The organism is Variovorax sp. LjRoot290 (assembly GCF_964253985.1).
Classification (GTDB): Bacteria; Pseudomonadota; Gammaproteobacteria; order Burkholderiales; family Burkholderiaceae_C; genus Variovorax.
Map to the genome: position 1 here is coordinate 2,484,549 of NZ_CAXURW020000001.1, position 12,657 is coordinate 2,497,205.

Consider the following 12,657-nt stretch of genomic DNA (forward strand, 5'->3'; position numbering starts at 1 on the left):
GGCTATAATCAAGGGCTTTCCCGCTCACACCCCGCCCACAGCGCACGCAAGCCAACTCCTCGACGAAAGTCGCAGCCCAAAGTCACTTCTTGGGTTCGCTTTGGGCGTCATCCATCCGGAGATCCCAGTGCTTTTGTCTCTCAAGGGAAATTTCCCGCCCGCCATCCTGGCGCTTGCAGACGGCACGGTCTTTCTCGGCAACTCGATCGGCGCCCAAGGCGCCACCACTGGCGAAGTGGTGTTCAACACCGCCATGACCGGTTACCAGGAAATCCTGACCGACCCGAGCTATTGCCAGCAGATCGTGACGCTCACGTATCCGCACATCGGCAACTACGGCGTCAACGAGGAAGACATCGAGTCCGACAAGATCCATGCCGCTGGCCTGATCATCAAGGACCTGCCGCTGGTCGCGTCCAACTTCCGCAAGACGGCCACGCTGACCGACTACCTGGTGCGCGGCAACACGGTCGCCATCGCGAACATCGACACGCGCAAGCTCACGCGCCATCTGCGCACGAACGGCGCCCAGAACGGCTGCATCCTCGGCCTCGCTGCGGGCGAGGCCGTGACGCAGGCGCTGATCGACAAGGCCGTGGCCGCTGCCCGGGCCGTACCCAGCATGTCCGGGCTCGACCTGGCCAAGGTGGTGTCGGTCGAGGAGACCTACGAGTGGACGCAGACCGAGTGGAAACTCGGTGCCGGATACGGCGTGCAGATCACGCCCAAGTTCCACGTCGTGGCCTTCGACTACGGCGTCAAGAAGAACATCCTGCGCATGATCGCCCAGCGCGGCGCACGCATCACGGTAGTGCCGGCACAGACGCCGGCGGCCGACGTGCTCAAGCTGCGTCCGGACGGCATCTTCCTGGCCAACGGCCCGGGCGACCCCGAGCCCTGCGACTACGCCATCGAGGCCACGCGCGAACTGATCGAAACCGGCATTCCGGTCTTCGGCATCTGCCTGGGCCACCAGATCATGGCGCTCGCCTCCGGCGCGAAGACCTTCAAGATGAAGTTCGGCCATCACGGCGCCAACCATCCCGTGAAAGACCTGGACAACGGCCGCGTGAGCATCACGAGCCAGAACCACGGCTTCGCGGTAGACGAGAAGACGCTGCCCGCCAACCTGCGGCCCACCCACATCAGCCTGTTCGACAACACGCTGCAAGGCCTGGCACGCACCGACAAGCCGGCCTTCTGCTTCCAGGGCCATCCGGAGGCCTCGCCCGGGCCTCACGACATCGGCTACCTGTTCGACCGCTTCACGGCACTCATGCAAAGTCACAAAGAAGGACAGAAGAATGCCTAAGCGCACCGACCTCCAGAGCGTTCTCATCATCGGCGCCGGCCCGATCATCATCGGCCAGGCCTGCGAGTTCGACTACTCCGGCGTGCAGGCCTGCAAGGCACTGCGCGAGGAGGGCTACAAGGTCATCCTGATCAACAGCAACCCCGCGACGATCATGACCGACCCGGCCACGGCCGACGTGATCTACATCGAGCCGATCACCTGGCAGACGGTCGAAAAAATCATCGTCAAGGAACGCCCCGACGCCATCCTGCCGACCATGGGCGGGCAGACCGCGCTCAACTGCGCGCTCGACCTCTGGCGCAACGGCGTGCTCGACAAGTACAAGGTGGAGCTGATCGGCGCCACGCCCGAGGCGATCGACAAAGCCGAAGACCGGCTGAAGTTCAAGGACGCGATGACCAAGATCGGCCTGGGTTCGGCGCGCTCGGGCATCGCCCACTCGCTCGACGAAGCCTGGGCGGTGCAGAAGACGGTCGGCTTCCCGGTGGTGATCCGCCCCAGCTTCACGCTCGGCGGCACCGGCGGCGGCATCGCCTACAACCCGGAAGAGTTCGAGACCATCTGCAAGCGCGGCCTCGAAGCCTCGCCGACCAACGAGCTGCTGATCGAGGAGTCGCTGCTCGGCTGGAAAGAGTACGAGATGGAGGTGGTGCGCGACAAGGCGGACAACTGCATCATCGTCTGCTCGATCGAAAACCTGGACCCGATGGGCGTGCACACCGGCGACTCGATCACGGTCGCCCCTGCCCAGACCCTGTCGGACAAGGAATACCAGATCCTGCGCAACGCCTCGCTGGCCGTTCTGCGCGAGATCGGCGTCGACACCGGCGGCTCCAACGTGCAGTTCTCGATCAATCCGAAGGACGGCCGCATGGTCGTGATCGAGATGAACCCGCGCGTCTCGCGCTCCTCCGCGCTGGCTTCCAAGGCCACAGGCTTCCCGATCGCCAAGGTCGCGGCCAAGCTGGCCGTGGGCTATACGCTCGACGAGCTGCGCAACGAGATCACCGGCGGCGCCACGCCGGCGAGCTTCGAGCCCAGCATCGACTACGTGGTCACGAAGATCCCGCGTTTCGCCTTCGAGAAGTTTCCGCAGGCCGACTCGCGCCTGACCACGCAGATGAAATCGGTGGGCGAGGTGATGGCCATGGGCCGCACCTTCCAGGAGTCGTTCCAGAAGGCGCTGCGTGGGCTGGAGGTCGGCGTCGACGGGCTCAACGAGAAGACGCAGGACCGCGAAGTGCTCGAAAAAGAGCTCGGCGAGCCCGGCCCCGACCGCATCTGGTACGTCGGCGATGCCTTCGCCATGGGCCTCTCCGTCGACGAAGTGTTCGCGCTGACCAAGATCGACCCCTGGTTCCTGGTGCAGATCGAGGAGATCGTGAAGATCGAGCTCGAGCTCGAAACCAAGTCGCTGGACGACATCGACAAGAGCACCCTGCTCGCGCTGAAGAAGAAGGGCTTCTCGGACCGCCGTCTCGCCAGGCAGCTCAGGACCACCGACACCGCGGTCCGCGAGAAGCGGCGCGCGCTCGGCGTGCGCCCGGTCTACAAGCGCGTCGACACCTGTGCGGCCGAGTTCGCGACCAACACCGCCTACATGTACTCGACCTACGAGGACGAGTGCGAAGCCGCGCCGACGGACAAGAAGAAGATCATGGTGCTCGGCGGCGGCCCCAACCGCATCGGCCAGGGCATCGAGTTCGACTACTGCTGCGTGCATGCGGCACTCGCGATGCGCGAGGACGGCTACGAGACCATCATGGTCAACTGCAATCCGGAGACCGTCTCGACCGACTACGACACCAGCGACCGCCTCTACTTCGAGCCGCTCACGCTCGAGGACGTGCTCGAGATCGTCGACAAGGAAAAGCCGACCGGCGTGATCGTGCAGTACGGCGGCCAGACGCCGCTCAAGCTCGCGCTCGACCTCGAAGCCAACGGCGTGCCGATCATCGGCACCAGCCCCGACATGATCGACGCGGCCGAAGATCGCGAGCGTTTCCAGAAGCTGCTGAATGAGCTCCAGCTGCGCCAGCCGCCGAACGCGACCGCGCGCACCGAGGCGGAAGCGCTCGAGAAAGCCGCCCAACTGGGCTATCCGCTGGTGGTGCGCCCCAGCTATGTGCTCGGCGGCCGCGCGATGGAGATCGTGCACGAGCAGCGCGACCTCGAACGCTACATGCGCGAAGCCGTCAAGGTCAGCAACGATTCGCCGGTGCTGCTGGACCGCTTCCTGAACGACGCCGTGGAATGCGATGTCGACTGCTTGCGCGATGCCGAGGGCAACACCCTGATCGGCGGCGTGATGGAGCACATCGAACAGGCCGGTGTGCACTCCGGCGACTCCGCCTGCTCGTTGCCGCCCTACAGCCTCAAGGCCGATACCGTGGCCGAGCTCAAGCGGCAAAGCGCCGCCATGGCCAAGGCGCTCAATGTCGTCGGCCTCATGAACGTGCAGTTCGCGATCCAGGAAAAGGACGGACGGGACGTCATCTACGTGCTCGAAGTGAATCCGCGCGCCTCGCGCACGGTGCCCTACGTGAGCAAGGCCACCGGCATCCAGCTGGCCAAGGTGGCGGCGCGCTGCATGGCGGGCCAGTCGCTGGTTTCGCAGGGCGTCACGCGCGAAGTCACGCCGCCGTACTTCAGCGTCAAGGAGGCGGTGTTCCCCTTCGTCAAGTTCCCCGGCGTGGACACCATCCTCGGCCCGGAGATGAAGTCGACTGGCGAAGTGATGGGCGTGGGCAAGACCTTCGGCGAGGCGTTCGTGAAGTCGCAACTCGGCGCCGGCACGCATCTGCCGAAGTCGGGCAAGGTGTTCATCTCGGTCAAGAACAACGACAAGGCACGCGCGGTGGAAGTGGCGCGTGGCCTGGCTGCGCTGGGCTTCGAACTGATCGCGACCAAGGGCACCGCCGCCGCCATCAACGCGGCGGGCATCGCCTGCGCCGTGGTGAACAAGGTGACCGAGGGTCGCCCGCACATCGTCGACATGATCAAGAACAACGAGATCGCGCTGGTCATCAACACGGTGGAAGAGCGCCGCAACGCGATCACCGACTCGCGCCAGATCCGCACCTCGGCGCTGCTGGCCCGCGTGACCACCTTCACCACCATCTTCGGCGCCGAAGCCGCGGTCGAAGGCATGCGGCACATGGACGAACTCGACGTGATCTCGATCCAGGAAATGCACGCGCAACTCGCGCAGTTCGCGCTCGCCTGAAGAGTTGTCCATGGAAACGCAGCTCGTCGAGCTCGACCTGGCCGACTGGAACGGCGCTGCGCCGAACGATGCGTGGATCGCCGCGCTCGAGGCTGGCAAGGTGCTGTATTTCCCGCGGCTCCCCTTCGAGCTGCGGCCTGAAGAACGGGCCTTGTTCTCGCCCGCGGTGCTGTCGCCAGGCGTCCGCAACATCAGTCTGGATGCCGAAGGGCGCCTGAAGGGCGTGGCGGGCGACGAGGGCGTGCAGCAGGCCGTGGCGGCAATGGTCGGGCGTTTTCGTGCGCAGTCGCAGCAGCTGATCCACGGATTGCTGCCGCACTACACGCCGGCCCTGCGGCTGGCGCCGACCAGCTACCGCCCGGCGCAGGTGGAAACACGCGTCCAGTCGTGGCGGGCCGACGACCGGCGGCTGCACATCGACTCGTTCCCGTCGCGCCCCAACTACGGCGAGCGCATCCTGCGTGTGTTCACCAATGTCAATCCCGAGGGCGCGCCGCGCGTCTGGCGGGTCGGTGAGCCCTTCGAGACCGTGGCCAAGCGCTTCCTGCCGCGTGCCAAGCCTTACTCGCGCTGGCAGGCCCGCATGCTGCGGGCGCTGCGCGTCACCAAGTCCTTGCGCAGCGAATACGACCATCTGATGCTGCAACTGCACGACGGCATGAAGTCCGACCTGGAGTACCAGAAGAACGCGCAGCAGCAAACCGTGCCGTTCCCGGCCGGATCGGTATGGGTGTGCTTCTCGGACCAGACCTCGCATGCCGTGATGTCCGGCCAGTACATGCTCGAGCAGACGCTGCACCTGCCCGCCGCAAGGCAATACAATCCCGATTCGAGCCCGCTCGCCATCCTGAGCCGGCTGACCGGACGTCAACTCGTCTGATCTTTTTCCTTCCATGAACCGCCGAACGGCAGCGTTCGGCGGTTTCGCTTTCTGGAGAGACAAAACATGGCCACCACCATTCCGATTACCAAGCGCGGTGCGGAGAAACTTCGTGACGAGCTGCAACGCCTGAAGTCCGTCGAGCGGCCCGCCATCATCACGGCGATCGCCGAGGCCCGCGCCCAGGGCGACCTCAGCGAGAACGCAGACTACGACGCCGCCAAGGAGCGCCAAGGCTGGATCGAAGGCCGCATCAAGCAGATCGAGGGCATGCTCTCGAACGCCCAGGTCATCGATCCCTCCGACCTCGATGCGGGCGGCAAGGTCGTTTTCGGTTCGACAGTCGAACTGGAAGATGAAGACAGCGGCGACGCGGTCAAGTACCAGATCGTCGGCGAGGACGAAGCCGACCTGAAGCTCGGCCTCATCAACGTCTCCAGCCCGATCGCGCGCGCGCTGATCGGCAAGGAAGAGGGCGATACCGCCGAGGTGCAGGCACCGGGCGGGGTGAAGCGCTACGAGATCGTCGGCGTCAGCTACCTCTGAATTCACGGGTGAAGGACCGCGTCGCGCTGCTTTTGGCAGCCCTCTGGTGGGGCAGCCTGACGACGATCGGCTTCCTGGTCGTGCCGATGCTGTTCGCCAAGCTCGGGAATCCGGCCATGGCGGGCAATTTCGCGGGACGGCTGTTCGCGGCCCAGAGCTGGGTTGCGTTGGCCTGCGGACTGGCGCTCCTGACCTATTTCAGGTCGAAGATCCAAGACCGCGTGGATCGATCGTCACGCGTCGCCGTTGCCTGGATCGTCGTGGCACTGCTGCTGGCGCTGCTGCAGGAATACGCCGTCGCGCCCCGCATCCTGGCGCGGGAGAACCTCGGGCTCTGGCACTCGCTCGGCAGTGCCATGTACCTCGGCCAGTGGCTCTGCGCCGGAGTGCTGCTCTGGCGCATGGGGCGCCGCCCCGACTGATCAGGCCTTCCAGAAGCTGGTGATCCAGCGCGCCGGCCGGATGAAGCGGAAGCGCCGGTTGCGCCGCCCGGCCAGCGCGTCGGGCGGATTGCATTCCCCGTGGAAGACCATGATGCGCGCGCCTTCGGGCACGAAGGGCTCGCGCCAGTAGTTGGTGGGCCAGGTCGGAATGCCGTGGTACTTGAAGCTCGGACACCACTCGGCCGGCCAGTAGGCCAGCTTGCCCTGGTGGTAGAGAAAATCCGACAGGTAGGTCTGCTCGTTGCGGTACTCGGCCTGCACCGCATCCATGTTCTCGCGGAAATGCGCCAGCACGTCGGGATGTGCGCCGAGCTCGAAGCGGTACACCGACGAATTGCCCGTGATGCGCCGGCGCCGCCAGGGACGGGCGTAGTCGTGAATGATCAGGAACTCGCCGGGATGCTCGAAAAAGGCGTCCAGGCTGCCCACGACGACCACGTCGAGATCGATGAACAGCGCCCGGCCGCGCAGGCCGTAGAGGTCCCGTTCGAAGGTGGTCAGCTTCTTCCAGGCGCGGTCGACCTGTCCCGGCTTGAGCTCGAGGTCCAGCGGCGGGATCGGAAAGCACTGCACCTCGCTTCGGATGCCCTGGCTGTCGTCGGTCAGGCAGACGAAGTTGAAGTCGCCGCTCAGGTGGCGACGCACCATCGCGTAGAGGCGGTTGACGTAGTCGGGCCCGTATTTCGTGCCCCATTTCATGCAGAGGATGTGACGCTGCGGCGCTGCCGTTGGCTCGATCGGCATCCTCAGTCCGCCTGGCGACGCTTCTTGACCGACAGCGGCTTCTTGGCCTTGGCACGCTTGATGGTGCCGCCGGGCGTCAGCCGCTGGTTGCCGAGCACCCGAAGCGTCTTGATCTCCGGGCGCTGTCCTCCGCGCTTGCTGTACTTGATCACCTTGACGTCGCGCGGACCCGGCATGCGGTCCTCGTCGATCTCGCGCGCTTTTTCGGGGATGGGGCGCCAGAGCACGAGCAGCTTGCCGATGTGCTGGATCGGCGCCGCGTTCAGGTCCTCGGCCAGGGTTTGCAGCATGGCTTCGCGGGCCGGGCGGTCGTCGGAGAAAACGCGCACCTTGATCAGGCCGTGGGCCTTGAGCGCGGCATCGGCTTCCTTCTTGACGGCCGGCGTCAGCCCGTCGCCGCCGATCATGACGATCGGGTCCAGATGGTGCGCTTCGGAGCGGTGCACCTTGCGCTGCGCAGGGGTAAGTTGAATGGCGGGCATCCCCGTATTATCGAGCGTCAATGAATCCCAAACCCAAAGCCAAGAAGCTCAACAAGGCGTGGCTGCATGACCACATCAACGACCCCTACGTGAAGCTGGCCACGCGGGAGGGATACCGGGCCCGCGCGGCCTACAAGCTCAAGGAAATCGACGAGACGCTGGGCCTGATCCGGCCGGGGCAACTGGTGGTCGACCTGGGCTCGACGCCCGGCGCCTGGAGCCAGTATGTGCGGCGCAGGCTGTCGCCGAGCGGGGCAGCGGCCGGCGAGCTGGACGGCATCATCATCGCGCTCGACATCCTGCCGATGGAGCCGATCGAGGGCGTGACCTTCCTGCAGGGCGACTTCCGCGAGGCCGAAGTGCTGGAGCGGCTTGCGCAGGCCATGGACGGCCGGCTCGCCGACGTCGTCGTGTCCGACATGGCGCCCAACCTGTCGGGCATCGCCTCGGCCGACGCAGCCCGCGTCGCGCATCTGATCGAGCTTGCAATCGACTTCGCGCGCCACCACATGAAGCCTGAAGGCGCACTGGTCGCCAAACTTTTCCACGGCAGCGGCTACAGCGAGCTGACGCAGCTGTTCAAGAGCAACTTCCGGGTGGTAAAGCCCTTGAAACCCAAGGCTTCGCGCGACAAATCGTCGGAGACCTTCATGGTGGGCATCGGGCTCAAGAACGTCGATACGAATTGATACCCGGGCGCCGGCCGGCATTTGCCTCCAAAACCGTGCGCGTCCTATGGCTGCTATAGGGAAATTCCGGCATTTCGCAGGTTGAAAAGCCTAAAATGGGTGCCAATTGCGTGCCCTAGCGCGTTTTTTGTTTTTCGTGTCACGCGCTTTCGACTGGAGCTTCGTTTGAACAATCAGTGGTTTTCCAAAGTTGCCGTCTGGCTCGTCATTGCGATGGTGTTGTTCACTGTGTTCAAGCAGTTCGACACCCGCGGCGTCGCCGGCGCCGGCAATGTCGGTTACTCCGACTTCCTCGAGGAAGTCCGCAGCAACCGCATCAAGAGCGCGACCATCCAGGAAGGCCAGGGCGGCAGCGAGATCGTCGCGATCACCAATGACGACCGCAAGATCCGCACGACGGCCACCTACCTCGACCGCGGCCTGGTCGGCGACCTGATCGCCAATAACGTCAAGTTCGACGTCAAGCCGCGCGAAGAGGGCTCGCTCCTCATGACGCTGCTGGTGAGCTGGGGTCCGATGCTGCTGCTGATCGGCGTCTGGGTCTATTTCATGCGCCAGATGCAGGGCGGCGGCAAGGGCGGCGCCTTCAGCTTCGGCAAGAGCAAGGCGCGCATGCTCGACGAAAACAACAACCAGGTCACCTTCGCCGACGTCGCAGGCTGCGACGAGGCCAAGGAGGAAGTGAAGGAGGTCGTCGACTTCCTGAAGGACCCGGCCAAGTTCCAGAAGCTCGGCGGCCGCATCCCGCGCGGCCTGCTGCTGGTCGGGCCGCCCGGCACCGGCAAGACCTTGCTGGCCAAGGGCATCGCCGGCGAGGCCAAGGTGCCGTTCTTCTCGATTTCCGGTTCGGACTTTGTCGAGATGTTCGTCGGCGTGGGCGCGGCCCGTGTGCGCGACATGTTCGAGAACGCCAAGAAGAACGCCCCCTGCATCATCTTCATCGACGAAATCGACGCCGTCGGTCGCCAGCGCGGTGCGGGCCTGGGCGGCGGCAACGACGAGCGCGAGCAGACGCTCAACCAGATGCTGGTCGAGATGGACGGTTTCGAAACCAATCTCGGCGTGATCGTGGTCGCTGCGACCAACCGCCCTGACATCCTGGACGCCGCGCTGCTGCGCCCGGGCCGTTTCGACCGCCAAGTCTACGTGACGCTGCCGGACATCCGCGGCCGCGAGCAGATCCTCAACGTGCACATGCGCAAGGTGCCGCTCGGCCAGGACGTGAACCCGAGCATCATCGCGCGCGGCACCCCGGGCATGTCGGGCGCCGACTTGGCCAACCTGTGCAACGAGGCCGCGCTGATGGCTGCGCGCCGCAATGCGCGCGTGGTCGAGATGCAGGACTTCGAGAAGGCCAAGGACAAGATCTTCATGGGCCCCGAGCGCAAGAGCATGGTCATGCCCGAGGAAGAGCGTCGCAACACGGCCTACCACGAGTCCGGCCACGCGCTGATCGGCAAGCTGCTGCCCAAGTGCGACCCGGTCCACAAGGTCACCATCATTCCGCGCGGCCGCGCGCTGGGCGTGACGATGAGCCTGCCGGCGCAGGACCGCTACAGCTACGACCGCGAGTACATGCTGAACCAGATCAGCATGCTGTTCGGCGGCCGTATCGCCGAAGAAGTGTTCATGCACCAGATGACCACCGGCGCCAGCAACGACTTCGAGCGTGCCACGCAGATCGCGCGCGACATGGTGATGCGCTACGGCATGACCGAATCGCTGGGCCCGATGGTCTACGCCGAGAACGAGGGCGAAGTCTTCCTCGGCCGCTCGGTCACCAAGACCACCAACATGAGCGAGTCGACCATGCAGAAGGTCGATGCCGAGGTGCGCCGCATCATCGACGAGCAGTACGCCCTGGCGCGCCGCCTGATCGAGGAGAACAGCGACAAGATGCACGCCATGGCCAAGGCGCTGCTCGAATGGGAAACCATCGACACCGAGCAGCTCGACGACATCATGGCCGGCCGCGCACCGCGTCCGCCCAAGGACTGGACGCCGCGCATCCCGCCCTCGGGCGGCGGCAGCGGCGGTACGCCGGCGGTGAACCCGGATCCGGCGCCGACAGCGGCTTGAGCATGATGCTTTGGCTATCGACGGGGCCTCTGGCCCCGTTTTTTCTTTGGAAGGGCGTATGACGATCTGGCGCACGACGCGCTTTGCCATCGACCTCGCGCAGCCGCGCGTGATGGGCATCGTCAACGTCACGCCCGATTCCTTTTCCGACGGCGGCGCCCATGCCTCGACCGAAGCCGCGGTGCGGCATTGCGTTCAACTGGTGGAAGAGGGCGCCGACATCCTCGACATCGGCGGCGAGTCCACGAGGCCCGGAAGTCCTGCCGTACCGCTGGCGGAGGAACTGGATCGCGTGCTGCCGGTGGTGAGCGAGGCGGTGAAGTTGGGCGTGCCGGTCTCGGTCGATACCTACAAACCCGAGGTGATGCGCGCGGTGCTGGAGCTCGGTGCCGACATCGTCAACGACGTGTGGGCGCTGCGGCAACTCGGCGCACGGCAGGCCGTGGCAGCGCATCCCTCGTGCGGTGTCTGCCTGATGCACATGCACCGCGACCCGCAGACCATGCAGGCGGCCCCCATGGAGGGCGACGTGCTCCCCGCGGTGCGTGCCTTCCTGACGCAGGGTGCGAAGGAACTGCTGGCGTTGGGCGTCGGTTCGGATCGCATCGTGCTCGACCCGGGCATCGGTTTCGGCAAGACCGTGGCGCAGAATTTCGCCTTGCTCGCACGCCAGCAGGAGCTGCTCGCCGCCGGCTGGCCGCTCTTGATCGGTTGGTCGCGCAAGTCCTCGCTCGGCGCCGTCACCGGCATCGAATCGGCGGCCGAGCGCATGGTGCCCAGCGTGGCGGCGGCGGTCTTGGCCGTCGAGCGCGGCGCATCGATCCTGCGCGTGCATGATGTGCGCGAAACGGTCGCCGCGCTGGCCGTATGGCGCGCGATGAAACGACAACAACAAGCACTGCAGGAGCCACATCCATGACAAGAAAATACTTCGGCACCGACGGCATCCGCGGCACGGTCGGCCAGGCGCCGATCACGCCCGACTTCGTGCTGCGGCTCGCGCATGCCGTCGGCCGCGTGCTCAAGAAGACGGAGGCGCGCCCGACCGTGCTGATCGGCAAGGACACGCGCATCTCGGGCTACATGCTGGAGTCGGCGCTCGAATCGGGCTTCAACTCGGCCGGCGTCGACGTGGTGCTGCTGGGGCCACTGCCGACACCGGGCGTGGCCTACCTGACGCGCGCACAGCGGGCCAGCCTGGGTGTCGTGATCAGCGCCAGCCACAACGCCTATCCGGACAACGGCATCAAGTTCTTCAGCGCACATGGCACCAAGCTCAGCGACGAATGGGAGCTGGCGGTCGAAGCCGCGCTCGAAGAGCCGCCCGTCTGGGCCGATTCGGCACAGCTCGGCAAGGCGCGCCGGCTCAACGATGCGCCGGGCCGCTACATCGAATTCTGCAAGAGCACCTTTGCCAACGACCTGACGCTGCGCGGTCTGAAGCTGGTGGTCGACGGTGCCCACGGCGCTGCCTACCAGGTGGCACCGCAAGTGTTCCATGAGCTCGGTGCGGACGTGATCAGCATCGGCTGCGCGCCCGACGGCCTAAACATCAACAAGGGCTTCGGCGCCACGCATCCCCAGGCGCTGATCGATGCGGTCCGGGCGCAGGGCGCGCACTACGGCATTGCGCTCGACGGCGATGCCGACCGCCTGCAGCTGGTGGACGCGAGCGGGCGCCTGTTCAACGGCGACGAACTGCTCTACCTGATGGCGATGGAGCGCATCGCGCGCGGCGAGAAACCTTCTGGCGTGGTCGGCACGCTGATGACCAACAAGGCGGTCGAAGTTGCGCTGCGCAAGCAGGGCATCGAGTTCGTGCGCACGCGCGTGGGCGACCGCTATGTGCTGGAAGAGCTGGAAAAGCGCCGTTGGCTGCTCGGAGGCGAGGGCTCCGGCCACCTGCTCGCGCTCGATCGCCACACGACGGGCGATGGCATCGTGAGTGCGCTGCAGGTGCTGCAGGCCTGCCAGCGCAGCGGCAAACGCGTGGACGAGCTGCTGGCCGATGTCACGCTCTTTCCGCAGACGCTCATCAATGTCCGATTGGCCGAGGGGCAGGACTGGAAAGCCAACCAGGCGCTGGCGGCCGAAACCCGGCGCGCCGAGGCCGAACTGGGCGATGCAGGCCGCGTGCTGATCCGCGCCAGCGGCACCGAGCCGCTGCTGCGCGTGATGGTCGAGGCGCGCGACGCAGCGCAGGCCGAGGCCTGTGCAAGACGCCTGGTGGCGGCCGTCGAAGCGGGTTGAACG

11 protein-coding genes are annotated in these 12,657 nt (G+C 65.7%); 9 read left to right on the forward strand and 2 right to left on the reverse strand.

What is annotated here, in order from left to right:
- Nucleotides 1-127 precede the first annotated feature (127 nt).
- The 5 genes from carA to ACSQ9A_RS12495 all read left to right on the forward strand — a co-directional run bounded on the left by carA (nt 128) and on the right by ACSQ9A_RS12495 (nt 6,389).
- Nucleotides 128-1,312: a glutamine-hydrolyzing carbamoyl-phosphate synthase small subunit gene (gene carA, locus ACSQ9A_RS12475; protein ID WP_436303866.1), complete on the forward strand. Its 1,185-nt coding sequence runs from the start codon at nt 128-130 to the stop codon at nt 1,310-1,312.
- Complete coding sequence (gene carB, locus ACSQ9A_RS12480) at nt 1,305-4,541, forward strand: carbamoyl-phosphate synthase large subunit (RefSeq protein WP_436303867.1); 3,237 nt, start codon at nt 1,305-1,307, stop codon at nt 4,539-4,541. The genes carA and carB overlap by 8 nt, the downstream gene beginning before the upstream one ends.
- 10 nt (nt 4,542-4,551) lie before the next feature.
- The gene (locus ACSQ9A_RS12485) at nt 4,552-5,421 is read left to right on the forward strand and encodes a Kdo hydroxylase family protein (protein ID WP_436303868.1); all 870 of its coding nucleotides are present in this window, start codon (nt 4,552-4,554) and stop codon (nt 5,419-5,421) included.
- A gap of 66 nt (nt 5,422-5,487) precedes the next feature.
- A complete protein-coding gene (gene greA, locus ACSQ9A_RS12490) occupies nt 5,488-5,967 on the forward strand; it encodes a transcription elongation factor GreA (RefSeq protein ID WP_436303869.1) in 480 nt (159 codons plus the stop codon).
- 8 nt (nt 5,968-5,975) lie between these two features.
- Nucleotides 5,976-6,389, forward strand: a complete 414-nt coding sequence (locus tag ACSQ9A_RS12495) for a DUF4149 domain-containing protein (protein WP_436303870.1) — start codon at nt 5,976-5,978, stop codon at nt 6,387-6,389.
- On the opposite strand, the gene ACSQ9A_RS12500 is transcribed toward ACSQ9A_RS12495, so the two are convergent.
- On the reverse strand, nt 6,390-7,154 hold the full coding sequence (locus tag ACSQ9A_RS12500) for a glycosyltransferase (RefSeq protein ID WP_436303871.1): 765 nt from the start codon (nt 7,152-7,154) through the stop codon (nt 6,390-6,392).
- Between the two features lie 2 nt (nt 7,155-7,156).
- Complete coding sequence (locus ACSQ9A_RS12505) at nt 7,157-7,636, reverse strand: YhbY family RNA-binding protein (protein ID WP_093107796.1); 480 nt, start codon at nt 7,634-7,636, stop codon at nt 7,157-7,159.
- A gap of 20 nt (nt 7,637-7,656) precedes the next feature.
- Here ACSQ9A_RS12505 and ACSQ9A_RS12510 point away from each other — a divergent pair, with 20 nt between their 5' ends.
- The 4 genes from ACSQ9A_RS12510 to glmM all read left to right on the forward strand — a co-directional run bounded on the left by ACSQ9A_RS12510 (nt 7,657) and on the right by glmM (nt 12,654).
- Entirely contained in the window at nt 7,657-8,325 is a 669-nt protein-coding gene (locus ACSQ9A_RS12510) for an RlmE family RNA methyltransferase (RefSeq protein ID WP_093107794.1), read from the forward strand.
- Between the two features lie 165 nt (nt 8,326-8,490).
- Nucleotides 8,491-10,404, forward strand: a complete 1,914-nt coding sequence (gene ftsH / locus ACSQ9A_RS12515) for an ATP-dependent zinc metalloprotease FtsH (RefSeq protein ID WP_093107792.1) — start codon at nt 8,491-8,493, stop codon at nt 10,402-10,404.
- 58 nt (nt 10,405-10,462) lie between these two features.
- The gene (gene folP / locus ACSQ9A_RS12520; protein ID WP_436290528.1) at nt 10,463-11,323 is read left to right on the forward strand and encodes a dihydropteroate synthase; all 861 of its coding nucleotides are present in this window, start codon (nt 10,463-10,465) and stop codon (nt 11,321-11,323) included.
- Nucleotides 11,320-12,654, forward strand: a complete 1,335-nt coding sequence (gene glmM / locus ACSQ9A_RS12525; protein WP_436303873.1) for a phosphoglucosamine mutase — start codon at nt 11,320-11,322, stop codon at nt 12,652-12,654. Before folP ends, glmM begins: the two co-directional genes overlap by 4 nt.
- Nucleotides 12,655-12,657: the final 3 nt, after the last annotated feature.

Bases quoted from the DNA above. Each gene is read 5' to 3' on its own strand.
- carB (WP_436303867.1), top strand. From the start codon at position 1,305: ATGCCTAAGCGCACCGACCTCCAGAGCGTTCTCATCATCGGCGCCGGC.
- ACSQ9A_RS12485 (WP_436303868.1), top strand. From the start codon at position 4,552: ATGGAAACGCAGCTCGTCGAGCTCGACCTGGCCGACTGGAACGGCGCT.
- ACSQ9A_RS12510 (WP_093107794.1), top strand. From the start codon at position 7,657: ATGAATCCCAAACCCAAAGCCAAGAAGCTCAACAAGGCGTGGCTGCAT.
- glmM (WP_436303873.1), top strand. From the start codon at position 11,320: ATGACAAGAAAATACTTCGGCACCGACGGCATCCGCGGCACGGTCGGC.
- ACSQ9A_RS12500 (WP_436303871.1), bottom strand. From the start codon at position 7,154: ATGCCGATCGAGCCAACGGCAGCGCCGCAGCGTCACATCCTCTGCATG.
- folP (WP_436290528.1), top strand. From the start codon at position 10,463: ATGACGATCTGGCGCACGACGCGCTTTGCCATCGACCTCGCGCAGCCG.
- ACSQ9A_RS12505 (WP_093107796.1), bottom strand. From the start codon at position 7,636: ATGCCCGCCATTCAACTTACCCCTGCGCAGCGCAAGGTGCACCGCTCC.
- greA (WP_436303869.1), top strand. From the start codon at position 5,488: ATGGCCACCACCATTCCGATTACCAAGCGCGGTGCGGAGAAACTTCGT.